The organism is Serratia sp. HNCC26DJ244, assembly GCF_057180565.1.
In genome coordinates this window covers 112,237-138,257 of record NZ_JBXUGO010000003.1, presented here as the reverse complement: position 1 = coordinate 138,257, position 26,021 = coordinate 112,237, and the positions used below count along the sequence as shown (strand labels likewise).

The 26,021-nt window shown below is 48.4% G+C and carries 22 protein-coding genes; 3 read left to right on the top strand and 19 right to left on the bottom strand.

Annotated features, from left to right (window positions below; genetic code table 11):
* Positions 1-458 precede the first annotated feature (458 nt).
* On the top strand, positions 459-632 hold the full coding sequence (locus tag AC2A06_RS03700) for a hypothetical protein (RefSeq protein ID WP_484379400.1): 174 nt from the start codon (positions 459-461) through the stop codon (positions 630-632).
* 107 nt (positions 633-739) lie between these two features.
* Here AC2A06_RS03700 and AC2A06_RS03695 read toward each other — a convergent pair whose 3' ends face one another.
* Positions 740-1,669: a hypothetical protein gene (locus AC2A06_RS03695; RefSeq protein WP_484379399.1), complete on the bottom strand. Its 930-nt coding sequence runs from the start codon at positions 1,667-1,669 to the stop codon at positions 740-742.
* A 167-nt stretch (positions 1,670-1,836) separates the two neighbouring features.
* Here AC2A06_RS03695 and AC2A06_RS03690 point away from each other — a divergent pair, with 167 nt between their 5' ends.
* Positions 1,837-2,466: a YiiX family permuted papain-like enzyme gene (locus tag AC2A06_RS03690; protein WP_484379398.1), complete on the top strand. Its 630-nt coding sequence runs from the start codon at positions 1,837-1,839 to the stop codon at positions 2,464-2,466.
* A gap of 87 nt (positions 2,467-2,553) precedes the next feature.
* Here the strand turns inward: AC2A06_RS03690 and AC2A06_RS03685 are convergent, their stop codons facing one another.
* The 5 genes from AC2A06_RS03685 to AC2A06_RS03665 all read right to left on the bottom strand — a co-directional run bounded on the left by AC2A06_RS03685 (position 2,554) and on the right by AC2A06_RS03665 (position 7,233).
* Positions 2,554-3,384, bottom strand: coding sequence for an alpha/beta hydrolase family protein (locus AC2A06_RS03685; RefSeq protein ID WP_484379397.1), 831 nt, complete (start codon positions 3,382-3,384; stop codon positions 2,554-2,556).
* A 267-nt stretch (positions 3,385-3,651) separates the two neighbouring features.
* Entirely contained in the window at positions 3,652-4,764 is a 1,113-nt protein-coding gene (locus AC2A06_RS03680; RefSeq protein WP_484379396.1) for an AAA family ATPase, read from the bottom strand.
* On the bottom strand, positions 4,748-5,467 hold the full coding sequence (locus tag AC2A06_RS03675) for an RNA ligase family protein (protein WP_473198013.1): 720 nt from the start codon (positions 5,465-5,467) through the stop codon (positions 4,748-4,750). The genes AC2A06_RS03680 and AC2A06_RS03675 overlap by 17 nt, the downstream gene beginning before the upstream one ends.
* A gap of 36 nt (positions 5,468-5,503) precedes the next feature.
* Positions 5,504-6,121 (bottom strand): peptide chain release factor H, encoded by a 618-nt coding sequence (prfH, locus tag AC2A06_RS03670; protein ID WP_484379395.1) that lies wholly within the window; start codon positions 6,119-6,121, stop codon positions 5,504-5,506.
* The gene (locus AC2A06_RS03665; RefSeq protein WP_484379394.1) at positions 6,118-7,233 is read right to left on the bottom strand and encodes an RNA ligase RtcB family protein; all 1,116 of its coding nucleotides are present in this window, start codon (positions 7,231-7,233) and stop codon (positions 6,118-6,120) included. Before AC2A06_RS03665 ends, prfH begins: the two co-directional genes overlap by 4 nt.
* 336 nt (positions 7,234-7,569) lie before the next feature.
* Between AC2A06_RS03665 and AC2A06_RS03660 the strand changes: the two genes are divergently transcribed.
* Entirely contained in the window at positions 7,570-8,337 is a 768-nt protein-coding gene (locus AC2A06_RS03660; RefSeq protein ID WP_484379393.1) for a CDP-diacylglycerol diphosphatase, read from the top strand.
* A 300-nt stretch (positions 8,338-8,637) separates the two neighbouring features.
* Here the strand turns inward: AC2A06_RS03660 and AC2A06_RS03655 are convergent, their stop codons facing one another.
* The 13 genes from AC2A06_RS03655 to AC2A06_RS03595 form a co-directional block, all read right to left on the bottom strand.
* Positions 8,638-10,278, bottom strand: coding sequence for a DUF4139 domain-containing protein (locus AC2A06_RS03655; RefSeq protein ID WP_484379392.1), 1,641 nt, complete (start codon positions 10,276-10,278; stop codon positions 8,638-8,640).
* Positions 10,279-10,515: 237 nt separating this feature from the next.
* Entirely contained in the window at positions 10,516-11,499 is a 984-nt protein-coding gene (locus AC2A06_RS03650) for an isoaspartyl peptidase/L-asparaginase family protein (RefSeq protein ID WP_484379391.1), read from the bottom strand.
* A gap of 52 nt (positions 11,500-11,551) precedes the next feature.
* A complete protein-coding gene (locus AC2A06_RS03645) occupies positions 11,552-12,520 on the bottom strand; it encodes a peptide ABC transporter ATP-binding protein (protein ID WP_484379390.1) in 969 nt (322 codons plus the stop codon).
* Positions 12,517-13,491, bottom strand: coding sequence for an ABC transporter ATP-binding protein (locus AC2A06_RS03640; RefSeq protein WP_473197873.1), 975 nt, complete (start codon positions 13,489-13,491; stop codon positions 12,517-12,519). Before AC2A06_RS03640 ends, AC2A06_RS03645 begins: the two co-directional genes overlap by 4 nt.
* A gap of 9 nt (positions 13,492-13,500) precedes the next feature.
* Positions 13,501-14,418, bottom strand: a complete 918-nt coding sequence (locus AC2A06_RS03635) for an ABC transporter permease (protein WP_484379487.1) — start codon at positions 14,416-14,418, stop codon at positions 13,501-13,503.
* A 24-nt stretch (positions 14,419-14,442) separates the two neighbouring features.
* Positions 14,443-15,468, bottom strand: coding sequence for an ABC transporter permease subunit (locus AC2A06_RS03630; protein ID WP_023490260.1), 1,026 nt, complete (start codon positions 15,466-15,468; stop codon positions 14,443-14,445).
* A gap of 68 nt (positions 15,469-15,536) precedes the next feature.
* Positions 15,537-16,283: an SDR family NAD(P)-dependent oxidoreductase gene (locus tag AC2A06_RS03625; RefSeq protein WP_484379389.1), complete on the bottom strand. Its 747-nt coding sequence runs from the start codon at positions 16,281-16,283 to the stop codon at positions 15,537-15,539.
* Entirely contained in the window at positions 16,280-17,362 is a 1,083-nt protein-coding gene (locus AC2A06_RS03620; protein ID WP_484379388.1) for a ketopantoate reductase family protein, read from the bottom strand. The genes AC2A06_RS03625 and AC2A06_RS03620 overlap by 4 nt, the downstream gene beginning before the upstream one ends.
* Positions 17,359-18,060: a creatininase family protein gene (locus AC2A06_RS03615; protein ID WP_023490257.1), complete on the bottom strand. Its 702-nt coding sequence runs from the start codon at positions 18,058-18,060 to the stop codon at positions 17,359-17,361. Before AC2A06_RS03615 ends, AC2A06_RS03620 begins: the two co-directional genes overlap by 4 nt.
* A 121-nt stretch (positions 18,061-18,181) precedes the next feature.
* Complete coding sequence (locus AC2A06_RS03610; RefSeq protein WP_484379387.1) at positions 18,182-19,696, bottom strand: carboxypeptidase M32; 1,515 nt, start codon at positions 19,694-19,696, stop codon at positions 18,182-18,184.
* Positions 19,697-19,790: 94 nt separating this feature from the next.
* Positions 19,791-21,395, bottom strand: coding sequence for an ABC transporter substrate-binding protein (locus AC2A06_RS03605; protein ID WP_484379386.1), 1,605 nt, complete (start codon positions 21,393-21,395; stop codon positions 19,791-19,793).
* A 179-nt stretch (positions 21,396-21,574) separates the two neighbouring features.
* A complete protein-coding gene (locus tag AC2A06_RS03600) occupies positions 21,575-22,279 on the bottom strand; it encodes a FadR/GntR family transcriptional regulator (protein WP_484379385.1) in 705 nt (234 codons plus the stop codon).
* Between the two features lie 1,203 nt (positions 22,280-23,482).
* Positions 23,483-25,750 (bottom strand): DUF3616 domain-containing protein, encoded by a 2,268-nt coding sequence (locus AC2A06_RS03595; RefSeq protein ID WP_484379384.1) that lies wholly within the window; start codon positions 25,748-25,750, stop codon positions 23,483-23,485.
* Between the last annotated feature and the right edge of the window lie 271 nt (positions 25,751-26,021).

Below are 26,021 nucleotides of genomic sequence, written 5' to 3'. Positions count from 1 at the left end.
TGCGTTAAATCGGCAACGTCTGAAAACGCTGATACTCTGAATAATTCGCGTTGAATATCGTTGGTACCTGCTAACCCACAGGAAAAGCTGAATGACTAGTCGCAGTTCGCACCGCTGCCATTTGAAGCATGCTAATTACAGACAGATAAATTAGAGGGGATATGTGACAAAAATATGTCACTGGAAGAATAATGGCGCGAATCAACCATTTGGTTAATTATCGCTAATTACCAGAATGCTAATATCAGCTTCACCATCAAACAGGTGTTCCTAATACCACGACACTTTACGCTTTTGGTAGACGAGAATGGTCAGGAACGGCGACTCCCCTGCCCACCTGTAGCGCGATTGGGTGCAGATAATTAGCCGATTGCCCAAAAAATCAAAATCGCCTTCACTTCACCGTCTGCACACATAAGCCATCTAATATGCTTGGCAAGTGAATTTTGTGGAGATGAATGATGTTTTTGAACAAAAGGCTGGCGGTATTCTTTTTTTGTCTATTATGCCTGATGGCCGGCGTCGTCAGCCAAGCCAAGGAGCTGCCTAAACTACAAGAAGGGGATATCATTTTCCAGCAATCTCGTTCATCACAAAGTCTGGCCATTCAGCACATCCACACCATCCCCTAACCAACTGTTGTAGTTAAGGTTACCCAGTACCGATTGTTCTGCGATAGAGTTATACCCAAGTCGCATCCCCACTAGCTGCTATTAAAAACAGCGAGTGGTTAATCAGATTAGTAAAAACGGAAGGTCGCCAGCGTGCTGATAAAGTTATCATATTCAGGGAAATCTTTGCCTGCGCCGAAGCGGGCCACACCATCAAAATCGATCATCATGACATTCGACTCCACCAACGGCGCACGGAAACGTTGTAACCTGCGCCGCTGATAATCTTGTTGTCGATAAGGGTCCAGTAACTTACCTGGTGGCAACGGACGGTTTTTATCCATGTACCACATCAAAAATGAGTATTGGCGGAAGATATTAATTAATATTTCAAGATTATCCCTGGATTTTATAGCAGAACAAAGCCCGAGAACATGATACATCTTTGGTTTGACCGGATAACTAAAATCAATATGTTTTACTGTGTCGCGCAATGTGCCTCGACCACTATGCACCTCATTAACCACGTGCAAAATGAAATCACAATCAAAGAATGGCACCTCTTTGACCTCACCTTTAATATCCATACTGGCAAATTTTACCGTGCCATTTAACCGGTCAAACTCACAATAATAAGGGTATTTATCCTTTAATCGAACCACTAGATAGTAAACAACGCCGCCCACAATTGCCACCGCAACAGGCCAACAAAGAATTTGAATGGATAGCTTTAAATAAGGAGGATCATAGGTATTATTTAACCCCGACGGCATATAAGCCACAAACGCAGCAAAGGATAAAGCCATTAGCCCAATAATAATCTCGACACAATAGACCCACAGTGTAACTGGGTTTTTTATAATCAATTTTTTGTCATCAATATATTCTACTTGCACATCCTTGTTACCTAATGAAGCGCTATCTAACGGATAGGGTTGGTTAACAATCAACGGCCATAGTGGGTATGCGTAGATATATTTCTCTATCCGACAAGCCATTTTCATATGCAAGTTACGCTGAATACGGCTGTATCTGGGGTTTAGTTGGGATGTTTTCATTTAATATCCATATAGCAATGTATTAACAAATCACGCTCTGTCAGCCTTTTACCCTAGGATAGCATCCTGCCTCACCAATTAGCCAAAAAACTCAACATCGTCCCCACTTCACAGTCTGCACACATAAGCCATCTAATATGCTTGGCAAGTGAATTTTGTGGAGATGAATGATGTTTTTGAACAAAAGGCTGGCGGTATTCTTTTTTTGTCTATTATGCCTGATGGCCGGCGTCGTCAGCCAAGCCAAGGAGCTGCCTAAACTACAAGAAGGGGATATCATTTTCCAGCAATCTCGTTCATCACAAAGTCTGGCCATTCAGCAAGCCACAGGATCCCCCTATAGCCATATGGGGATCATTTTACTGCGTAATGGCAAACCCTATGTTTTCGAGGCTGCTGCTCAGGTTAAATATACCCCGCTAAATGCCTGGATAGCGCGCGGTGAAGGAAAACACTTTGTTATCAAACGGCTGAAAAATGGCGGGCAACCGCTTAGTGAACTACAGCAACTGCGCATCCGCCAACAGGCTCAGCAATTTGTTAATCTGCCTTACGATATGCAATTCACTTGGTCAGATAATAAAATGTATTGCTCAGAACTGGTTTGGAAAATTTATGATCGCGCTTTGGGCGTCCAAATCGGCAAGCTGCAAAAGATCAGTGAGTTTCATTTCACGCCTATCGTGCTATTCAAATTATATGATCGCTATGGCAAGCAGATCCCTTGGAACCAACAAGTCATCTCACCGCAAGCGATGTTTGATTCCCCCTTATTAGTCACAGTGATAGATCAATAATCACCGTGATGGCAATCCGCCCCCATCACGGGGGCGGTAGGACGTGTGCAGATAACCCTGAATCACCGCCGTTGATAATGACGAAACTCACTTCATCAAGGTATCAATCGCGGAGACCGTTTCTTTCCAAAATGGTAGCGCAGGGTCCAGCAAGCTAAAGTGATCAGCTAATGGCACAATGACCATGCTCACGTCATCCCCGGCTGCGATAGCCTTATCTTGATACAGTGAACTGACGCCGATCGGCACATTGATATCCATATCTCCGTGCACCAAAATCTGTTTTATACCTAAAGGCAGTAACTCAATCGGGGACACTTTCTTAAGGATGTCAGAAGAGACTGCGGGGTCGGCACCGATAAATTGGGTAATTGGCGTCTCCCTGTGTGCGCTGCGATGGCCTTTATCCAACAACCGCAAATCACTCACTCCGGCTAAACTGACAACACCAGCAATTTTAGGTTTTAACATACCAAAGGTATTTGATGGCTGCGTAGCACGAGAAGCCGCCCACAGAGCAAATTGCCCACCGACAGAGTGCCCAACCAGAACAATATTTTTCGGTAAATCATATTGTGCAGAAATGACATCAAGGTGATTAATCGCCGCTAAAATATCTTGTGAGGTGGTTTGCCATCCCCCGCCTTGCGTCATGCGGCGATATTCAATCGACCACACGGCGTAACCACGGGCAACCAAATCCTGATTGGCTGGGTCTAAGTAGCTCAGCGTAAATTGTGGCTGATAGTATCCGCCGTGGATCATCACCACCAAGCCTTTGGCCTTATCTTTTGGCAAATACAGCTCACCATATTGATTAGGGTCTTCACCATAGGTGATTTTGGTTTTATCAGCCGCAGTGACATAACCGACGACCATCATGATCAGAATAAAAAATATACCCAGTTTCTTTTTCATCATATTCCCTATGTTTATTGATATAGACAATAATTCAACGAGTTGTTACTCGTTTCCGTCTACCTGCTACAGCAGGTAGTTAAGTATATCCGAGCAAACACCTTTTCTCATGCTACTTGAAAAGTAAAATGCAGGTCGGTCAAGGCAAGTAACGGCCCACAGTACAATAAGGGAGGGTCTGATAGAGCATTAATCACCGTGATGGCAATCCGCCCCCGTCACAGCGGCATTGCCATAGGGCATCAACACGCTCGTTGAGCACACATATCACACGTCTTGCACCCGCCACTCCACTTCATGCGCTTCATCCAGTTGTGGGACCTCCAGTTTACTCAGCATATGTTCCATCGCCTTAATCGGTACGCTGTGTTGTCGCCCGGTATTTTGTTGTAACCACTGCGCATAGGGCACCTCCAGATAGACAATTTTTACTCTTGCCCGGTAAGCCACAAACAATTCAACCAGTTGACTACGCAATTGGCGGGTAATATTGGTGGCATTCCAAATAAACGGCTCACCACGGCGTAGCAGCGTTTTTGCCTGCGCCTTGGCTTGCTGAACCACCCAACCGGTGGCTTGTTTATCGCTAGGTGATAGCCGGTGCTGGCGGCGAATATCATCCAGGCTAACGGTAGCAAGCCCCGCCCCATGTTGCGCAATATAGCTATCCTTACCCATCCCCGGTAACGCACATAGCAGCGTCACCTGATTGTCAAATTGCTCATAAGGCACAAAATCAGCACTGGCCTGAGGATGTGTCAGATAATGGTAGCGCTGATAATCACTGGTAAAAGTGCGCGCGGTTCCCCAACACTGCTGCTCTTGGCAAAACAACTCAAACAGTTCGATATTGCTCAATAACGTGGCTTGGTCCACACAAACACGCCCCAGCACATCTGCCCGCGCCAACAGTGCCAATAAACGGGTATCCACGCGTAATGCCGCAGCAAGTAACGCACGTTCGGGTGATGGACGCTCCATTATCCATAACGGCAGGCCATGAAACCGCACCAGCGCGGCAATCTGCTCCCGCAACTCAAATGGCGTGACAACGTCGCGATAAAGAATTGATCGGGTGGTCAATTCCCCCCGCTTGGCATGATTAGGTGATATCACTGAACCATCCGCCTCAATACGGGTGGTACTGCGCTTTTCCACATCATGGAGCAGTGCCGCCGCCCACAGCAGTTCCTGTTGCTGTGGTGGCAAAGCATTAAACGCCACAGATTCACTCAGCGCCCCCAGGACCTGCCGGGTATGGATCGCCACATCCCCTTCACTATGATGGTGTGGGTCCTGTGGCACCTGGTGCATATCAGCTACCCAGCGGAACCTTGTCGTTAAGCGGTCCCACTGTTTATCATTAGTCAGGCTCCACATGGTGATCCTCCTGTTGATATTCATACGCCATGCGGGCTCGTTGCCAGTTAACCCGCCAGTGGCGATCGGTTTTCACATGGTTTTTCCGCACGTATTTAAAAACGTGCTGAGAAAACGCCTCAACGGGAAATTCAGCCGCGTTGCGGGTGACAATCCCTTCCATCGAGCACGGTAACCTCGTATGGACATCGTGAGGTGCAAAACAGCCCGGCCCCATCGCCTGTTCCATTACCGCGAGCCGATATTCAGGCTCCGTTTGCCATGGCTTCGCCAAGGTGATCTCGGGCACACAGGGAAAATCAAACAGTGCTGCGTAGAATTTCACTTCCTCCCAACTCAGCCAGCGATCCTGGCAACGCGCAGCAAAGAGGTAAAAACTTTGTTCCAGCCCATGATATTCAATGGAGTGCGTGGCATACAGGTTTTCACCAAATAGTTCGATATCACCCAGATCATGTTTAATCTGCTGCCAACGCTGACGGATGTGCTTAGTCCAGGCAGACACCGTCGGCGTTGCATGCGAACGAGCAAAAACTCCGTATTGATTCAGGCAGTTGTTTTCACCATCCAGCTTTTCAGTATGTATTAACGAATCAATTAGCTGTAAGTCTTGCCAGTACGCTTTATTAATCCGATCGTCACTGGTGGTCCCCGGTGAGAACGGATAATGATACGTCCGGCCATATTTTCTTTGTATTTCCATCATGTTTCTTCTTATTACTGCTCGCCAACCCGTCACTTAGCGGGTTGGCGTAAAATCACGTCCCACGAACACACGAACCGGCGCACCACGGACAATGTGATGATGAACCATCCGCCGTTGAGCCCGTTGTTGCGCCCACTGCTGCTGTTCACTCTGCTCCAGCCGCTGAGCAATCAATAAACAGGCCAGTCGTTTATTGGCATGTTGGCTACGTTCCGACTGCACTTTTACCGTGATCCCACTGGCAAGGTGAGTGGCACGAATCGCCGATTCGGTTTTATTCACATGTTGTCCCCCTGGCCCAGAGGACTTCAACGTTTCAAATTTGATCTCACGCTCCGTTGACAGCGTCAGTGGGGAAAATCGCGCCACACCAATAAACCAGTTTTTTCTGGTTCGTCCGCTGCGCCACGGGCTCTCACAAGTCCATTGCAAGGTACCGCACCATTGCCCTGCCAGCTGTTCAGCCGCCGAACCATTAAGGGTAAGCAGCACGGAACGTAACGTCCCGGCTTGGCGGCCACATTCACGCTCAATTTCATGCAACTCTACCTGCAAAGCCTGCGCTTCATGGCAGAGTTGTCGCAGCGCCAAGCTCACCGCCAAACAACACTCATCAGGCCCGTGAGCCGCAGAAATCTGTAATAAAATCATTCTGCACCCCCACGGGTTTTGTAGGTGAGCACCGGTTTCAATCGTGCCAGTGGTGTCACCAAACCTGCTTGTTGTAATGCCTCAATCACGCTATCAATAGGTTTATAAGCCTCCGGCGCTTCTTGATAGATTAATTGCCGATCGCGGCAAATTACCCGGCTACCGAAACGGGTTCGCGCCAACTGTTCAGTGGTAAAACGCGCCGATAGACGATCTTTGCACTCAGAGCGCATCCATTTACGCCCTGCGCCATGAGCCAGTGAATACAGGCTGCTCGCAGAGGGTAATGGCTTAACCAAATAGCTGTAATCACCGCGTGAGCCGGGGATCACCACCAGCCCTTCATCCGCCGGTGTCGCCCCTTTACGGTGCAACCAGCCATCCACCCCTTCAACCGTGGCCGGAGCCAGCAGGTTATGATGAACATCCAGCAGACAATCACCGGTGGTGCGTAAACGCTGCAGTATTCGCTGGGCGATGATTTGCCGGTTAGTCACCGCGAAATCCAATGCCTGTTGATGCTGCTGCAAATAAAGCCGCGCTTCTTCACTTCCCTCCAGCAACCCATGGTGGCCATAAGCGGTAATATGTTGTGCCAGTACCGCTTGCCCTAACCCCCGTGAACCACTGTGCACCAGTAGTAATAAGCGTTTTTTATCCACGCCGATAGCGGGTTGATAAATTTCATCAACCTGCAACAGTTCAGCGAAATGATTACCTCCACCAATCGTCCCTAACGCATGGCGATAATCTGCCAATTCCGGCGCGATATTCTGCGATAACGCCTGTTGCCAAGGGCCATCAATATTCCCCAGCTTTTTTTCCAGTTTATCCGGGGAGTGTTTAATCACCGCTAAATCGGTTTGCCATAACGACATACCGCATCCGATATCATTACCGATTAAAGCCGGATAAAAACGGTGTTGTGAAAAGAAAGCGGCACCTACCGGATAACCGCGCCCAGGGTGAAGATCTGGCATACCGACCACACGTAACATATTCGGGAGTTTAGCGGTGGTTTCAAGTTGTTGGATTGCATTACCTTCAATCCAGGTGTGTGGCGCAGCAATCACTGAAACCTGTGCCACAACAGAGCGTATAATATTGCCCATAACTAATCCTGATGATTAATTTCGTTCTCCCACGCTGATTTTAGTTGCAGGTAATCACTCATGTTATTGAGTGCTGCAACATGCAGAGCATGGGTTAATTAGAATATGGCAGGCCAAGGCCTTGGCAATATCTGAACGACTCTGTTAAAGACGGGAATTTATGCCTGAGGATTGAGCCTGCAAAGGGTAAACAGTTGTTGATGATTCATGCTATACCTCCTTGCGAAATGAGTGAGTGGAAAAAACGTGGCGAGGCTACACCGATTGGAACGGGGTTTCAAGTGTTTTTGAGCTATGCTGTTTTTTTTCTTCACAATATTGATACAGGAAAATAAGATGAAGAAACATTTGAAGTTTTGCTTATTCCGCAGTTTGTTACTACTGGGGGTAGTCTTTCTCGTTGGTTGTTCACGTTCTGACGCCCTCTGGACGGTGGTTGACAAGGTCTGTATGGCCAACTATCAACACAAACGTGGCGCGTTTCCCTGCCAGCAGGTCTATATTCCTAGTGGTAAAGGTCAAGGTTTCAGCATTATCCAAAATCCACGTTTTCCTTATCATTTCATTCTGGTGCCGACCGCGGCAATGTCGGGTATCGAAAGCCCTCAACTTTTAGTGGATAGTCGCATTGATTACTTCGGTTATGCATGGTTGATGCGTTACCGACTGGCAGCTGAACATGGAAAACCGATCCCAGAAACTATGTTAGCAATGGCGATCAACTCAGCTTATGGTCGCAGCCAGAACCAGTTACATATTCATCTGACCTGCCTGCGTGAAGATGTTTACCGCCAATTACAGGCTGAACGTCCATATATCGATGACAACTGGCGACCATTGCCAGATACCTTATTGAAGCATACCTATTATGCCCGCCGAGTCCTGCAGCCTACTGCGATGGGCATTGACCCCATCAAGTCAGTGGCTGAAGGATTCAATTTGTCATCACCACAATTGGCCGAATATGGCATTGCTTTGATACCCAGCACATTTTCAGGGCAAAAAGGCTTTATTTTGTTAACTACCAAACGAGGTTTGGATCGGGGCAATCGTGCTTCAGTGGAATCGTTACTGGATAAGACATGCATGATTCTGCCAAGCTAATATCCCAGTCACCAAATTTATCGGCGGCAGCTGCCGCCACGCCCCCTCAGTACCCTTTGCCTAATAACAGACTTCGTCGAGTCGCGACGCGTTTTATCAAGCAATTCGAATTAGATAGATTGGTCGAACAGTCTAGTAAAGGGTAAATACATCAAAACGGCCAAGGGTACCGGTAGCAGTGTCGCCAGGAGGACTCTTTTTATTCTTCCTGTCATCATATTGCTACGTCCTTTGATTATTGTCTGCCAAATAGAGCACCCAGAAAAACGGGGTTATGGCTATCACCATAACCCCGGCTGATTACAAATTGGCGACCTGCTTATCTTTCGGATATTTAACCGTATAATCCAGGGCGAATTTTTGTGTCTGATTCGCCGGCAGTTCCACCAGCCACTGCACATCACCGGTGTCTTTATCGTAGGTAGCGCCCGGGTACTTCAGCCCTTCTACGGTAATGGCCGCATCACGGCTAAGCGGCACCTGGTCCATCACCACCAATTTAACCGGTTCTTTGCGGGTGTTTTTAACTGTGGTGATATAGGCATACTGTTTATTCACAGAATTACCAAAAAACTCTGGCTTAGCGGTAAATTGCTTATCATTTTCGCGGTTAACAATTATCTTCTTGTCTCGCCCTAATGAAAGATCCAGCGTCTCTTTGGCATCAGCTACATTGATATATCCCTGGCCGACAAAGGAGTCTTCAAAGAAGATACTCGATTTGCCTGGCAGCAGATTCAATTTTTCCCACTCTTTTAATTGAACCTGTAAAAAGGCTTCCGGTTCAATTTTCGGCACCACCACATAGCGATAATCCCCCTGCACCTGTGCTTCCTTGATCAATACCGCATGACCTTTACCATCAGAAGTAATGTTATAAGGCAGGGAAATCGTAAAACGGCTATTAATACCGCCAGTATCTGTCACCACATAATCAGACAATGCACGTTTGGCCAATGCTGGGGCTGGCGCAGACTTTGCCACCGCCATATCAACAACCGGGGCTTCCATTTGAACCGACTCACTCACCTTGCTGGCAGAGTAGTCCCGATACAAATCGAGATACCAAGGGGCTAATGTGGGCGCTTGTGCCCCCTCGCTGGGGTTACCGCTGGAGAGTGTCAGTTTGACGTTGTGCCAATTGATGCCACTATTCTGAAACACATTGGCTTTATAGCTCAACTTGACTGGCTGATTAATGCTATCAACCCGCACATCATAGGTGGGCATCCAACCGGCATCAGGGATGGCATAGGATAACTTGAGATTGCTGGTGACGGCTTTAGGGGTATAAAGTTTCACCACCACCTGATTAACCGCCTCACCACTTTTTTCTTGTGCATCATCCCGTTGGCTTTGCAGTTTAGCGATATTTTTTTCAATCACAGCGATTTTTTCCTGCAGTTCGACATCCGCCAGCAGCAACTCATTCCCCCGGCGGCTGACCAACTCCAGCATCTGATTGATTTGCTCAATGGAAGCGCCCTCTTTTTCCCCGCCCAGTTTACGATTGCTTTCCAGCACCGCAAGCTGCGACTTGATCACTTCCCGTTGTACATTCAGTTTGCTCTGTTCACTCTGGGCTGATTCAATCTGTTTAGTCAGTTGTTGCACTTCTGCCGAGTCGCTCTCCGCCAAGAAATCGCGTTTTAGACTAAAGGATTGCACCACCACACCATTATCGGCATCAAGCAGCAGGCTTTGCTCATTGAGCTCACTGGCGATATTGGTAAAAATAATTTCACTTTCACCCGCAGGTAAGGTCACTTGGCTATGGTTAAATAACTCAGCCCCTCGAATAAAAACCGTGGCATCAGTCAGGGTAACATTCTGTATCTGGGCCTCTGCCCACACCTGGCTAGAACAAGCCAATAACAGCGATAACGTCAGGCGCTTTATTCTATTGCCACGCTTTATTCTATTTCCACAAAGGTGTGCCATTTTGAAATTTTCCTTAACGATTAGCAGGGGAAGAAAGCAATTCTCAAGTGCCATGGGGATACGTTAAGAGGATATATCACTGGAAGTTATTGGTACAGAGCATATAACTGGGGAAGGTTCTCTCATCAGCTACCTGAGCTAAGTGATATTAAGCGCAGCGCTAAACAACTTAGCGCCGCGTTTGGTCGGTTATCCTAACGCCGCTTACTGCGGTTTTCTTAATGACCCGCCCGCGACCTATTTAAAGATCGCCGTGACAACATCCTCATCACCGGCATAGGCATAGCCCCGATACATCCCTTCGCTGTTAAAACTCAGGCTGATATTGCCCTGTGCATCAACCGCAATCAGGCCACCTTCGCCGCCAATAGTCGGTAGCTTTTCCATCACCACTTTGCTGGTGGCCTGTTCCAGCGACAAATCGGCATAACGCATTAAGGCACAAACATCATAGGCGGTGACCTGGCGCATAAAAGATTCCCCGGTACCGGTACAGGAGACCGCCGCAGTCTGATTATCCGCATAGGTGCCAGCACCAAAAATCGGCGTATCACCAACGCGGCCCACCTGCTTATTGGTCATACCACCGGTGGAGGTTGCCGCCGCCAGATTCCCTTGATGATCAAGGGCCACAGCACCTACGGTACCGAATTTTTTATCTTCATTAATCGGGCTGGCCCCTTGGGCTGGCGCTGCGGCTAACGCTTCGCCACTATGATCAAGAACACTTCCCCCCTGACTCCCTCTCACCCGATAGAGCTGTTCACGCCGGGCTTCGGTAGAAAAATAGCTGCTTTCTACCCATTCCAACGCGTGTTGCTGGGCAAAGGCTTCTGCGCCCTCCCCAACAAACAGCACATGATCGCTATGCTCCATCACCGCGCGAGCCGCCTTGATGGGGTTTTTGAGATGGCTGACACAAGAAACCGCACCGGCTTGCTGATCTTCGCCACGCATGATTGCGGCATCCAGCTCATGGGTTTCCGCATGGGTAAACACCGCGCCTTTCCCCGCATTGAATAATGGGCAATCTTCCAACATCGTCACTGCCAGGGTGACTGCCTCAACAGCGCTTCCCCCGGCGGTGAGAATTTGCTGGCTCGCCTGCAAAATATGGCGCAGCGCCGCATGGTATTCCTGCTCTTTCTCGGCACTGACTGCGTGGCGGCTAATGGTACCTGCGCCACCATGAATCACGATAACCGGCTTGATAACATCCATTTTAACACCTTAATAACAATAAGAATTCTTGGCCGTAGCTGACGATGATCAGTTAATTAATGCGCTCCACATGGTGACAAGCCACCTGCGTATTGCCAAAGTGGCGTAACTGCGGTTCTTCATGCTGGCAGCGTTCATCGGCAAATGGGCAACGTTTATGGAAAGCACAGCCAGAAGGCAGATTCAGCGGGCTGGGTAACTCACCGGTGATCTTGATTTTTATCTTGCGATCTTCTGGATGAATCGTCGGCGTCGCTGATAGTAATGCTTTGGTGTAAGGATGTAACGGCTGTTCATACAGCGAGATTTTACTGCCAATTTCAACCGCTTTCCCCAGATACATCACCATCACATCGTGGGCCACGTGCTCCACCACCGACAGGTTATGGGAGATAAATACATAGGTGGTATTAAACTCAGCTTGAAGATCCATAAACAGGTTCAGCACCTGAGCCTGAATGGAGACATCCAGCGCCGAGGTGGGTTCATCAGCAATAACAATTTTAGGGTTGAGCATCATGGCACGCGCGATGGCAATCCGCTGCCGCTGACCGCCGGAAAACATGTGTGGATAGCGCTGATAATGCTCCGGGCGTAACCCTACTTTCATCATCATCATTCGCACCCGCTCTTCACGCTCTTTAGCACTGAGTGAGGTATTGATCACCAGCGGATCACTCAGTTGGGTGCCAATTTTGCTGCGCGGATTTAACGAGGCATAGGGGTTTTGAAACACCATCTGCACTTTGCTGCGCATCGCTTTGCGCTGGGCGTCATTGGCCCCCACCACGTCCTGACCATCCAACACCAGTGAACCTGAGGTGGGCGGTTCAATCAGTGTCAACTGGCGCGCCAGAGTCGATTTGCCGCAACCGGACTCCCCCACCACTGCCAGAGTTTTCCCCGTTTCCAGTGAAAAGCTGACCCCGTTAAGGGCTTTGACACACTGGGGTTTACTCAAAAAACCTTGCCCCACCTGATAATGACGAGTCAGATCGGTGGCCTGTAATATTGTTTTCATGGTTGACCTTCGGCGCTGAGAGGAAAGTGACACCTGACGGCATAGTGATCCGTAACCGTGAGTTCAGGCCGCTGCGTGCGGCATTGTTCCTTGACGTAAGGGCAACGGGGAGCCAACAGGCAACCCGCTGGGCGGTCATATTGCCCAGGTACAATCCCTGGCAAGGTAAATAGCCGCTCGGTCCCTTTACTGTGCTCAGGGATCGATTTCAGCAACGCTTGGGTATAAGGATGGTGCGGATGACGGAAAATATCAGGCACCGCCGACACTTCGGCCACCTGCCCGGCATACATCACCACCGCTTTATGGGCAATCTCCGCCACCACCGCCAAGTCGTGGGTGATCAGGATCAGCGCCATGCCTTGGGTTTTCTGCAGGTTTAATAACAACTCCATCACCTGCGCCTGAATGGTCACATCCAGCGCGGTAGTTGGTTCATCGGCAATCAGCAGTTTAGGCTTACAGGCAATAGCCATGGCGATCATCACTCGCTGGCTCATGCCACCAGATAACTGATGCGGATAAGCCGCCAAACGGCGCTCAGGATCAGGGATCTCCACCAGGGTCATCAATTCAATGGCACGCTCCAGCAGCGCATTCCCCTTCAAGCCATGGTGCAACGTCAGCACTTCCATAATTTGCCGACCCACGGTATAGCAGGGATTAAGCGATGACATCGGATCCTGAAAAATCATGGCAATATCTTTGCCAATGATTTTGCGGCGTTCACGGGGTGACATGCGCAACATGTCATTACCGTTAAAGCTCAGGGTATCGGCAGACACCCGCCCCTGCTTTTCCAGCAATCCCATCATCGCCATCATAGTGACCGATTTACCGGAACCTGACTCCCCAACAATCCCGACGATTTCTCCCTCTTCGACGGTTAAATTCACATTTTCAACGGCGCGAAAAGGTTTGGCCCGCGCCCCAAATTCTACAGAAAGATTGCGAATAGCTAACAGACTCATGTGTTCACCTTATCCTGCCTGCTTGAGTCGAGGATCTAATGCGTCACGCAGACCATCACCGATCAGGTTGATGGAGACCACCGATAACAAAATTGTCAGACCCGGCATGGTGACAATCCACCAGGCGCGCTCCATATATTCACGCGCTGAAGCCAGTATGGTTCCCCATTCAGGCTGTGGCGGTTGAATGCCTAACCCCAAAAAGCCCAGTGCGGCAATTTCTAAAATGGCAGAAGAGAAACTCATGGTCATATGCACAATCAGCGGGGCCATACAGTTTGGCAACACGGTGAAAAACATCAGGCGTAACGTCCCTGCACCACCGACGCGGGCCGCCATGACATAGTCCCGATGCAATTCCATCATCGCTGAGGAACGCGTCAAGCGTACATAGCCGGGCAGTGAGGCAATGGCGATGGCAATCATCGCATTGAGTAAGCCTGGGCCCAACACCGCCATAATGGCGACTGCCAGCAACAGCGTAGGCATCGACATCATGATGTCCATTAAGCGCATCACGGCAACGCCGATAAACCGGGGGTAAAACGCCGCCAATAAACCAAGCAGTACACCTGGAATCAAGGCAAACAGCACCGCACAAAAACCAATAAACAGCGATAAACGACCGCCATACATAAGGCGGGAAAGAATATCGCGGCCCACTTCATCGGTCCCTAATGGGAACGCGGCGCTGCCATTGGCCTCCCACATCGGGGGTTGCATTAGATGATCGCGATATTGGGTAATCGGATCATAAGGCGCTAACCACGGGGCAAAAACTGCGGCAATCAATACCACTAACATAAAGCAGAGCGCTACCGTGGCACCACGATTAGACAAAAAGCTCTGGCAAAACTCTTTCAGCGGCGAGGGGTAGCTACCAGAAATATCGTCCTGTTCTACCGTAGCATCGAGATTATTCAACATAGTCTGAGCCATCATCAGGTCCTGTTAAGCATGACGAATGCGGGGGTTAACCACACCGTATAAAATATCCACAATCAGGTTGGTCATAATGACCAGTGTCGCTACCAGTAAAATGCCGTTCTGAACCACCTGATAATCACGCCGGCCAATCGCTTCGATCAGCCATTTACCAATGCCGGGCCAGGAGAAGATGGTTTCCGTCATCACCGCCCCACCCAATAATGAGCTGACACTTAAACCGATAATGGTTAATACCGGGATCAACGCATTGCGCAAGGTATGGCCGAAAATTACCCGCATGGGGGATAAGCCCTTGGCATAAGCAGTGCGCACATAATCTTCACGCAGTACTTCCAGCATGGACGAGCGTGTCATCCGTGAAACAATCGCCAGCGGCACGGTAGCCAGCACAATCGATGGCAGGATCAGGTGTTTAAGGGCATTAAGGAACGCCCCCTGATTGGCTTCGGGATCCTGGAATTGGGCAATCAAGGAGTCGATGAGCATAAACCCGGTGTGGGGTTCAATATCAAAATCCAGATCAATCCGCCCCGATACTGGCGTCCAGCCCAGTTGTACCGAAAAGAACATGATCAGAATCAGGCTCCACCAGAATATCGGCATGGAAAAGCCGGTTAACGACAGCCCCATCACCCCATGATCGAAAATTGACCCACGTTTAACCGCCGCTAATACGCCGATAGGGATACCGACGATAATCGCCAGGATCATCGCGACAGTGGCCAATTCCAAGGTTGCCGGAAACAGGGTTAAAAATTCATGCAGCACAGTCTCATTGGAGGTTAACGAGATGCCTAAGTCACCATGGGCCAGGTTAACCAGATAATTGAAATACTGCTGGGGTAACGGCAGATCCAAGCCGAGCTTTTTCAGCATTTCCGCATGATAGGCCGGGTCCATGCCCCGTTCCCCCATCATAATCTCCACCGGGTCACCGGGAATCAGGTGGACCAGCATAAAGGTAATCAAGGTGATCCCAATAAACGTTGGGATCAACATCAGTAACCGCTTGATAATAAATTTAATCATCGCTATCCCTGTTGCTAGCTAGGTACGGCAGGCGTGACGCGCTACCGTACCGGGTGAAGCTCAATGTGTTACTTACCACCATCTACCGACAGCGTTTGTCCGGATATCCAGCCAGACTCTGGCGCGGCAAAAAACAGCACGGCATTAGCGATATCTTCTCCGGTGCCCAAACGGCGTGTGGCGATTTGATTAAGAATCACCTGCTGTTTGGCCTCACCAAATTTTTGCCACTGACGCTCACTGCTGGGGTTAGAACGCACAAACCCCGGTGCGACGCTGTTAACCGTGATACCAAATGGCCCCAATTCATGACCGAGTTGGCGAGTCAAACCGATTTGTGCCGCTTTTGCTGACGCATAGGCTTGTATACCGGTCAGGCTGACGCCCAGCCCCGCACCACTGGAAATATTGATAATCCGACCATAGTTGGCGACTTTCATCGCGGGTGCTACCGCTTGGGCAAACCAGAAGGCGCTGTCCACATTAACCTGAAACAGGGCATGCCACTGCTGGGCCGTCACGCTCTCCAGGGGTTGCCCCTCTTGGCCGCGTACCCCACCGGCACAATTGACTAACACATCAACCTTGCCCACTTCCGCCACAAACGCGTTAACGTCGGCCTGAACCGTCACATCCACCGTGCGAGCCTGTGCTTGGCTTCCGCACGCTTGCTGGGTGACCGCCAGGGTCTCGGCATCAACATCACAAACCCACACTTTTCCGCCAGCGGCAGCAAAAGACTGGGCTATCGCCCGGCCAATGCCCTGCGCTGCACCGGTTACGATGATGGTCTGCCCGGTAAAATCTGCCTTCATTGGTCACTCCTTGTGCTGCTGAAAAACGATGGATTGAGCAGTGCCGCTACCTGATCGAGGTTACTCCACGACAACGCTGTACCTTGTTCAATCTGATGAATACCGGTGATGACCGCCTGCAACAATGGAGTCGCAATGCCTAGCTGAGCCGCCTTAGCGACGATCACCCCCAGTTGTTGATCCACTTCGGTTTTACGTTTGTGGATGGCTAAATCACGCCAGATACCACTGTGGGTTTTGGCCGAACGACGGTTAAATTCCACCATGGCATCCATTGAGGCGTTACTATCTGCCATGGCAGCATCAGCACGGAAAGCCGGGGGATGAAAACCGTTGAAGCCTTCCAACGGAATATTGGCGGCCTCAGCAACAGCGCAAACCTCTTTACCAATGGCAATCAAAACCGCGCGATAATCTGGATGTGACAACACATCGACAATGGATTCATTGGTCAAGGCAGTGCCAAACAAGATGGCTCCGTAGCCCAACTTTCCCCATAAATAGCTGAAGATCTGCGTCGTTTGCTGCGCGTTGGGCTCAAATAGCTGCATTAGATGGTGAATATCAGCCAACCGAGGCGTCAAGGTGCCGTTCAGTTCGCCGACCACCACCGCGCCGCGCCCGGCATAATGAATATGCCCCGGTTCGAGAATATCGGCGCCAAAGTTGATAAAGCAGCCAATACAACGTGATTCACCGACAATGTCGGCAATAATCAGCTCATTCAAGCCGTTTTGTACCGAGACCACTTCACCTTCTGGTGCCAGATGCGCGGCCAATGTGCGGCAGGCCGCTTCTGTATGCTGGGCTTTGGTACACAGGAAGATACGCGGATATTGTTCAGCAACCCTTTCACCCTGCGCACCGGATGTAAAAAGCTGCTCTGGTAATACCGCCTTGGCACTGACGACAAACTCTTCTATCGGACCACTAATGCGTAAGCCCTGTTGGTTAATCGCCGCGACATGCGCGGGATTATTGTCCACCAGCAATACGGACTTACCGGCGCGGATCCAATAGGCAGCCAACGTGCCCCCCATGGCACCGGCGCCCCAAATCACAATCGGTGAATCACTCATTGCCAGGGTCCTTGCAAAATCTCGCGGGTTTCAGCAACGGCAATCTGCCACATGGCTTGCTCCACTTCCTCAGGGCGCTGATAGTAGCCACCAAAATTGCCATCCCCCAGATAGGCTTTAACCTGTTCAGCGTTCATCACATGAAAACGCTGATAATCAATGGGGGCTTTGCGGGCATCGGGGCAAGGTGCATGGGCCAAACGCGTCCAAGGCAGGTTCTCCATCCAGCAGGCATGGGAAGAGGTCGGATCCACCGCACGGACCTTGGCTAAGGTATTGGGCGCATTCCACCAGTTATAGAAGCGCACTTTAACGTCGGGATTGCTGAGCATCCATTCAGTGGCCGCGCTATGTGCCGGCTGATTGCCGCCATGGCCATTCACCAGCACGATACGTTTGAAACCCGAACGGGCCAGGCTATCGAGCAAGTCGTGGATCAGGCGTACATAGGTTTCGACCCGTAAAGAAACCGTACCAGGGAAAGCCGCAAAATAAGGGGTGACACCAAAAGGTATCGCCGGATAAACCGGGATCCCCAACGGTTCTGCTGCATCTAGCGCCACTTTTTCCGCCAGGATCATATCCACGGCGACGCTTAAATAAGCATGCTGTTCAATACTGCCCAGCGGCACCACAACGCGGTCGTCCTGTTGTAGATAACTTTCGATCTGCATCCAGTTCATATCTGCAATTTTCATTACTTCTCCCTCTGGTTAAACGTGGCTAACCTTCTGCTGATGGCGAAGGAGCGGAGTGAAGCGGTTAAACTTCCCTGCTCCGCCCTCTCCACCAGGCAGGACTTGCCTTAACAGGCTGGCGTTAAATGGGGTACAGCGTGGTAAATTTCTGTTCCAGGTAATCCAGATAGGGGGTGGCATCCAGCCCATTTCCGGTAACGCGTTGCAATAGTTCATGAGGTAAATAGGTGCGGCCATGTTGCAGAATATTTTCCGTCAACCAATCCTTGAGCGGCGCGTAATTCCCCTGAGCCAATTCACGCTCTAATGAGGGTTGCTGTTGCTGTGCCGCAGCCATAAATTGTGACCCCATGACGTTGCCTAAGGTATAGGTAGGGAACGCACCAATCATGCCCTTTGACCAGTGAATATCCTGCAGTACCCCGTCCGTGTCGGTGGTCGGTTTTATCCCCAGATAGGCCTGTATTTTCTCTGCCCAGAACGCGGGGAGATCTGCAACGCGCAAGCTGCCATCCATCAACCCCATCTCGATTTCAACCCGCAACATGACGTGGAAGTCATAAGTCAGCTCGTCCGCTTCCACACGGATCAGGCTAGGCTCCGAGCGGTTAATGGCTCGGTGGAACTGCTCCAGTGAAATATCGTCCAGTACCCCCGGGAAGGTGTGCTGCAAAGTGGCATAATGGTTTTGCCAGAACGGCAGTGAGCGGCCCACGCGGTTTTCCCACAGGCGTGATTGCGACTCATGCACCCCATAGCTGGCACCCGCCACCGCATACAGGCCAAACAGATCCAGGGTTAATGCCGTGCCCGTCAACGCCGGGGAAACATTCTGCTCATAAATGGCATGACCCGCTTCATGCAAGGTGCCAAATAACCCGGCGTTGATAAATTGCGGATTAAAGCGGGTGGTAATCCGCACATCTTCACGGGTGATGGAGATTTCGAATGGATGGGTGGTGGTATCCAGGCGACCCCGTTGGAAGTCATAGCCAATCATTGCCGCCAATTGGGTGGACAGTTCACGCTGCTGTGCCACCGGGAAGTGGCGGTGTAAAAAGGCATTATCTGGTTTTGGGGCGGTATGAACCCGTTTTACCAGCGGTAATAGACGTTGCTGCAACTGGGCAAACAGCGTTTTCAGTGCCGGTACGGTCAAGCCTGGCTCGTACTCGTGGGTCAACGCCTCATAAGGGTGGTTTTCATAGCCTACCGCATCAGCAAAGCGACGTTTTAAATCAACAATCTTTTCCAGATAGGGCTGAAACAGGTGGAATTTATTCTGCGCCCGGGCTTCACGCCAGGCCACTTCAGCCACCGCCACCAGTTGTGCTTGTTCGATCACCAGGCTGGCGGGTACTTTTTTATAATGGGCTATTGCCTGAGTTAATGCCTGATGTGAACGCTGCTGGTGCAGGGTTAAATCAGCACGTTGTTGCTCTTCAGCCAGTGCAGCGGCGAACTCGCTGGAGAGGATGATATTTTGAGCCAAGCTACTGAGAGTGGCAATTTGTTGCCCACGATGCAGGCTTGCACCATTTGGCATTCCGGTGCTGGCATCCCAATTTAATAAATTAATTACATTCAGCAAATCACTCAGGCGCGAGACCTGTTCGGTTAATGCAGTATGGCTCATGTTGTTTCCTAACAATGATGATCCGATCCCCCTTGATTAAGGGGGACGGATTAATAAGGCGTTAACGTTTAGAAACTACGGTAGGATATAAATATTATTTAGTAATATCCGCATCCGCATAGCTATTCAACGTTAATGGGCTCGCCACCACACCCGTGACTTTCTTGCTGGTTGCTAACGCATTCAGCGGGTGGAAAAGTGGGATCCACGGTAAATTCTCCTGGAAGATCACCTGCGCTTGTTTATACATTGCAGTCCGCTTTTCAATATTGGACTCAGCACGTGCATCTTTCAGTAATTGATCAAAGGGTTTATCACACCAACGTGAGAAGTTGCTGCCATCTTCCAATCCTGCACAGGAGAGGTTATTTGACAGGAAGTTATCTGGGTCACCATTATCTGACGCCCAACCCAATACCACTGACATATGCTCACCATCACGCGCTCGGCGTAATAATTCGCCCCACTCAATGGTTTTAATATCGACGTTGACACCAATTTTCTTGAAGTCTGCCTGCAACATTTCAGCGGTTAATTTAGGATTCGGGTTAGAACCACTGGTACCAGGACGCACCCAGATCTCCATATCAAAACCGTTCGGATGACCCGCTTGCGCCAGGAGTTGCTTGGCTTTCTCTATATTCAGCTCAAGGGGCTTAATATCGGAGTCATAGCTCCATTGTGAAGGCGGATAGGGGTTGGTCATTGGCGATGCCGCATTGGCGGTCACCACTTTAATCAGATTAGGGCGATCCACCGCCAGGGCTAATGCCTGACGCACCAATTTATTATCCAACGGTGGCTTTTGGGTATTAACCTGCAAATAAGAACTGGTCAGTGCCTGGCCTCTAAGCAAATTAAACTTGCTATCCGCTTCAATGGCTGACCAATCTTGTGGGCTCGGGTAGAGCATCACATCACATTCACCGGCTTTCAGGCGCTGTAAGCGCACAGAAGCATCAGGGGCAATACTGAAAATCAATTGGTCGATTTTTGGCTTACCGCGGAAATAGGTCGGGTTGGCTTCATAACGGACCATCTGATCTTTGTTATAACGCTTAAAGACAAACGGCCCGGTACCCACCGGTTTCACATCCATATCGCGCACTTTGTTTGCTTTTTCTAATTGCGTGGCATATTCCTGTGAAAGTATCGAGGTAAAGCCCATGGCCAAATCGGCCAAGAATGGGGCTTCAGGGCGGTTTAATTCGATGCGCACTGTGTAGTCATCAACACGATCAATCGATTTGATCATCTCCTTAAAACCCATGGCCTGTGCGTAAAACCAACCTTGTACGGCGGTTTTATACCATAGGTTGTTCGGATCAATCTGGCGTTGCAGGCTATAAACCACATCGTCCGCATTCATATTGCGTGTGGGTTTAAACCAAGGGGTGGTATGGAATTGCACATCTTTGCGCAAGTGAAAGGTATAGGTTTTACCGTCTGGGCTAATTTCCCAGCTTTCTGCCAGGGCAGGTCTCAGTTCCGTGGTGCCTGGTTTAAAGTCAATCAGGCGATTATACAGCGCCTCAGATGAGGCATCAGCCGTAGAGTTGGCATGATACAAGGAGTAGTCAAAGCCATCGGGACTCGCTTCGGTACAGACTTTCAGTGTTTTCGTGGGTTCGGCAGCATTCGCCATACTTGCCATCAACAACAAACTAGCCCCGACACTCAACGTGAATTTCTTGATCATGATCGCTCCTGAAATGTTAATTAAAAAGACCCACTATCCCTTGGCGACTTAAAACTGTCGCTTTGATTGACCGCAGACGAACACTCGCTTTATCCCTGAGCCTCGCCGTTGACCGCCTGCAAAACGGTGCCTACCAATTTGACTCGCCAATCACTGGCTGGCGTCTTGCTCACCAAGACTCATCGCCCGATAGCAACACCAGCCGGGTTGAGTACGAGTTGAACATTGGCGCGTTTGGCGGCATTTTGCAGATGCTGTTCCATAGCCTCTCGGGCCAAATGGGGCTCACCCATTTTTATGGCTAAAAAGATCTGCTTATGCTCCGCTAACGCCGGTTCCATATCCGCAAAACTGCCGTGCGGTGGTGTTTTACTCTGCTCATACGGTTGACGAATGAGCTTGATAATCTCTTGCAACAAACGATTACCGGCAATACGAATGATCTGGGCGTGAAAATCCAGGTCACACAGCTTAACCACTAACAGATCACCCTGTTTTGCCGCCTGATAGGCATCTGCAATCGACGTCTCCAGACCGACAATATCGCTTTCTATGGCGTTGACCGCAGCATGAGCGGCAGCAAAACCTTCAAGCTGATGGCGCATTGCCAACACTTCAGCCAGTGAGTAGTTTTCAAACCCCCACTGCGGCTGTTCCGTTGAAGCCCGCGCGGCAACATACACCCCCTTCCCCGGCTTGATACTGACCAGCCCGCGTGACTCAAGATAACTGAGTGTTTCACGCAATGAAGCGCGGCTAAGTTGAAGTATTTTCGCCAGTTCGTGCTGTGAGGGGAGACGCTGCCCAACGGCCCATTCTCCTGCGCCAATCCGTGCTTCTATCTGCTGAATAGCTTGTTGCACTACAGACATTTTGGTCGTCACTACTGAGTCCTTACTCTATGGCATGACAGGTCAGACAGGTTAGACGTGTCGTGCAGTTAGAAAATGATGGATATGCTTTTTTTTGTCAATTCCGATGAAAAATTCAGTTACCGTTAGGTTAAAATTGGTTTTTTACCAATAAATTCATATAGTAACAATCAATCAACTCATCACTGACTGGTTGAAAATACATTAATCTTAGCGCGTGATACTTTTAGACGAGGATAAAACATGATGAATGACTATAGAGAGGGAATATTTCAGGATGAGCACTAAAGAGCCGCACTGAATCATATTACTGGTCGATAGCGTGCAGATTAACCAGGTATCTGCATATCAGTAAGGTGTTAGTAGGGAAGAAGAAATCGAAGAGCGTGGTTGCTGCCCGTTGTTTACCGACAGTGCGTAAGGAGATGGGGCAGAACCGGTTGCGATTCACTGATTGAAACGGCGCAGCTCATAACCAGGGTGAGCCTGTCCGGCGTTTTGAGGCGAAAACTAAACTGGCAAGGATGAATACGCTATTCTATAAACTAGTGGTTTTTATTAAAGCTATTTTTACAGAAATAAATAATTTTGTTTTTTAAATAAATAATGATTGGGGTGATAATAATTGTTAACAGGCTTAATAAAAACCAATACTCAGGGTAAATCACCCACCAAAAAGCAAAGGTTATAAATAATTCCATATGTATAAATATATCTGCGAGCACATCATTTATAATATATTTTAATAATCTACTCATATTCACATTGATTTAATTTTATTTGGTTATTGAGCATAAATTTGAGATAATTACTCTAACGGTAAAAATATAAATATCATTATTCCAAAACTGCATGATTTTCAAACTCGAACAGTATGATAGATTGCATCTCATAACCTGTTAGCGTATCTATCAATCATTTTTGTCATGATAAAAATCATTACGTATGACAAACTGTCAGATAACGCGATCAGTGTCACCCTCAATGGATTGGCGGCAAACCATAGGAAAAACAAAACAGGTAGCGCGTGAGATGATTCTTATCACAGTGTTACCTCTTAAAAAATAGTGTTCAAGACAGCCCAGGGGATTAATGAACCTCTTCCATGAGGTTCACCCTTCGGGCCAACGCAAGCGCTGTGCATAACGCTTTGCGTTTTGTCCTGCAACTCGAATTATTTAGTCTATAGCCTGTTTTTGGACGCCAGGCTGAGCTCTATTTAAATGGAATTGCAAAGAGACTGTTATTATCAAATAAAGGAAATCCAGCAGCCCCTTCACTTTTAAAGGTAACTTTCCAGCAGCCTTGATTATAAATATTAGCTTGTATATCTATAGGGTCACGACCACATTTTTCCACATCAAAGATGGCATTTGTTTGATCAGCCGGTCCACTTTGAGGGATGAAAATTAGGTTTTTACCGGTTAAATCAGATGGAATATCACTGCCTGATTGACCACCTAATGTTATAGCCGCAAGAAACTTCCCTGGTTCTTTAATTTCACCAGAAAATCCATCTGCCAAGCCTTCAACAACAGTGCTTTGCATAGCATAAATAGTTTCTTCCTTACTAAGACCAGAGGGTGAACCTATCACCTGGCCTACATCGGCTATTGGGCTTAAAGCTGTATCAGTTTGAATAGTAACAATGTCTCCCGCTTTTAAATTACGATCTGCGGTCCACATGAACACGCCTTCATTTAATGCAGGCTTGGCTTTTTTCCTATCCCAAAATGTATTTTTAACACTATAATAATCACGATCCGTAAAAATAATTCCCGTACCTCCGTTGATATCTTTCATCAACATAAATGCTATCGCATCTGGTGCTTCAGCATTAGCTGCTACAAACTGAATATCCCCAACCTCAAGTTTTGTTGGTTCACCCGCCGTAACGAAAGTACCAAGCTCCTTACCGTTAAAATCATTACCTGCACTATCTTTAACTAATGTATCTTCAATACGTAATGAGTACGATTTAGCGTTTTCAAGCTTTGTTGTTGGCCGAATGACTAAACGATTAAATACCACTGAAACTTCAGAGCTTTCATTATTGTAAGAAGAAAATAACTGATTGCCTTGATAGATTGCTAATTTACCATTGCCTAGAGTGACCCCTTCGTCAAAAATGAGCTCAATACGAGTATCCGTGTTAACGCCAACAACCCCATCGGCTGGGAATTGCTTGACTAAGTTAGGTGCTTGTTGGTCCTCTAACTGTTGGCCTACCTGCATATATGCCCCTTGAAACTGTTGTTCATTGGCAGGTAAATCTTTAGAAATAGCTGTTCGGCCTGGCCAAATAGTATCACCATTATCTAATAGAAACTGTAAATTATCTTCTTTGCTAACCGTCTGTACGATAGACTCAATACTGCCTTTATTTATCGCCCTTAACTGTTCCAAGTCATTATCAAGCATAATGGGTTGATCACTACCACCATACCATTTGAATAAGACAAAGTTTTGCTTCACTTCAGTAGTGGATAGACCTGAAGGACCACTAACAATAAGATAGTAGTCATCCCTACGTATAATATCCCGTACCCCTCGACCACCCAGGTTTAATTCAAAAGGCTCGCCAAATTGCGCTGTCGATGCTGTACCATTTATTAAATCTATGTAGTTAGTTACCGGTAATATCAGGGCCTTATTACGTGCTCGCTGATCCATCTGTGGAGCTCGAAATCCTAACAACAATGTATCTCCATTGATAGTAGCACCTTCAATCGAAAAACCACTGACACTTTCAGGTACACTACCCGCAGCAGCTGAGCGATTAAAGCCAAAATAGCCAACACCTTTCCCATGTATATTATTGTTATCCCAACTTATAAGATCTTGTTCTAACCCTGAGTATTTATTAATGTATTCAAATGTTGTTTCTGAGCCCGTACCTTTTACATTAACGGCAAACAGATGCCCACGATCCGCTACTGCCTCTCCACCATCTTGCTTGTTACTATGTGAACCAATAACCAATAATTTCCCAGGCTGATACCAAGCTAATGCTTCGACATCTAACTCTTTAGTCAACCCAGTCAATACGCTGTAATCCCACTCGTTAACAGCATTAATTGCTTGAGTAGACTCCGTGGTAGAACGCGGATAAACTCTCAAGACATTAGCTTCATCGTCTGCCACTATCATATAGTTACTGTCTAATGCTACTGCGCCAGATGCATCAGAACTACCAAATTCAGATGCGGCAGTATAAGTTGATATAACGACAGGTTCTTTTTTTTCTTTCTCTTCCGGGTCAGTCTTTTCTTTCTCTTCCGGATCGGTCTTTTCTTTCTCTTCCGGATCAGTCTTTTCTTTCTCTTCCGGATCGGTCTTTTCTTTCTCTTCGGGGTTTGTTTTTTCTTCAGACGTCTTTTCTTCTTCTGCCACAGAAATTGTTCTTGAACCACCGTCTGAATCACAAGCTGACAAAATTGAAATAATAAAGGCGAAAACAGTCATTTTTTTCAGTATGTTCATGTCTAACTCGCTTAATAAACTATACCCGTCATACTTCAAATTGCTTGGTTGTTGGCTGCATCCTTGCGCACCAGTCCCATAGTTGACTATGCTCTTGGCGCCCCTCGGACTTGCCGCCTATAGGCAAATCGAATTATTAAGGGGTCTTGGAATTTAAATTAGTTTTGCTATCAGGGTGATGAATTACCCCTGGCTGCTGATAATATCATAACTTGATAAGGGCTTTGCAATAACAAAAATTGAATAATTTCACTTAAAAAACGAAATCATA

Coding starts and splice junctions, on each gene's coding strand:
- AC2A06_RS03700 (WP_484379400.1), top strand. CDS start 459: ATGATGTTTTTGAACAAAAGGCTGGCGGTATTCTTTTTTTGTCTATTA.
- prfH (WP_484379395.1), bottom strand. CDS start 6,121: ATGATTTTATTACAGATTTCTGCGGCTCACGGGCCTGATGAGTGTTGT.
- AC2A06_RS03675 (WP_473198013.1), bottom strand. CDS start 5,467: ATGGAAATACAAAGAAAATATGGCCGGACGTATCATTATCCGTTCTCA.
- AC2A06_RS03660 (WP_484379393.1), top strand. CDS start 7,570: ATGAAGAAACATTTGAAGTTTTGCTTATTCCGCAGTTTGTTACTACTG.
- AC2A06_RS03635 (WP_484379487.1), bottom strand. CDS start 14,418: ATGTTGAATAATCTCGATGCTACGGTAGAACAGGACGATATTTCTGGT.
- AC2A06_RS03655 (WP_484379392.1), bottom strand. CDS start 10,278: ATGGCACACCTTTGTGGAAATAGAATAAAGCGTGGCAATAGAATAAAG.
- AC2A06_RS03685 (WP_484379397.1), bottom strand. CDS start 3,384: ATGAAAAAGAAACTGGGTATATTTTTTATTCTGATCATGATGGTCGTC.
- AC2A06_RS03595 (WP_484379384.1), bottom strand. CDS start 25,750: ATGAACATACTGAAAAAAATGACTGTTTTCGCCTTTATTATTTCAATT.
- AC2A06_RS03665 (WP_484379394.1), bottom strand. CDS start 7,233: ATGGGCAATATTATACGCTCTGTTGTGGCACAGGTTTCAGTGATTGCT.
- AC2A06_RS03680 (WP_484379396.1), bottom strand. CDS start 4,764: ATGTGGAGCCTGACTAATGATAAACAGTGGGACCGCTTAACGACAAGG.
- AC2A06_RS03610 (WP_484379387.1), bottom strand. CDS start 19,696: ATGAGCCATACTGCATTAACCGAACAGGTCTCGCGCCTGAGTGATTTG.
- AC2A06_RS03605 (WP_484379386.1), bottom strand. CDS start 21,395: ATGATCAAGAAATTCACGTTGAGTGTCGGGGCTAGTTTGTTGTTGATG.
- AC2A06_RS03640 (WP_473197873.1), bottom strand. CDS start 13,491: ATGAGTCTGTTAGCTATTCGCAATCTTTCTGTAGAATTTGGGGCGCGG.
- AC2A06_RS03695 (WP_484379399.1), bottom strand. CDS start 1,669: ATGAAAACATCCCAACTAAACCCCAGATACAGCCGTATTCAGCGTAAC.
- AC2A06_RS03620 (WP_484379388.1), bottom strand. CDS start 17,362: ATGAGTGATTCACCGATTGTGATTTGGGGCGCCGGTGCCATGGGGGGC.
- AC2A06_RS03630 (WP_023490260.1), bottom strand. CDS start 15,468: ATGATTAAATTTATTATCAAGCGGTTACTGATGTTGATCCCAACGTTT.
- AC2A06_RS03615 (WP_023490257.1), bottom strand. CDS start 18,060: ATGAAAATTGCAGATATGAACTGGATGCAGATCGAAAGTTATCTACAA.
- AC2A06_RS03650 (WP_484379391.1), bottom strand. CDS start 11,499: ATGGATGTTATCAAGCCGGTTATCGTGATTCATGGTGGCGCAGGTACC.
- AC2A06_RS03625 (WP_484379389.1), bottom strand. CDS start 16,283: ATGAAGGCAGATTTTACCGGGCAGACCATCATCGTAACCGGTGCAGCG.
- AC2A06_RS03645 (WP_484379390.1), bottom strand. CDS start 12,520: ATGAAAACAATATTACAGGCCACCGATCTGACTCGTCATTATCAGGTG.
- AC2A06_RS03690 (WP_484379398.1), top strand. CDS start 1,837: ATGATGTTTTTGAACAAAAGGCTGGCGGTATTCTTTTTTTGTCTATTA.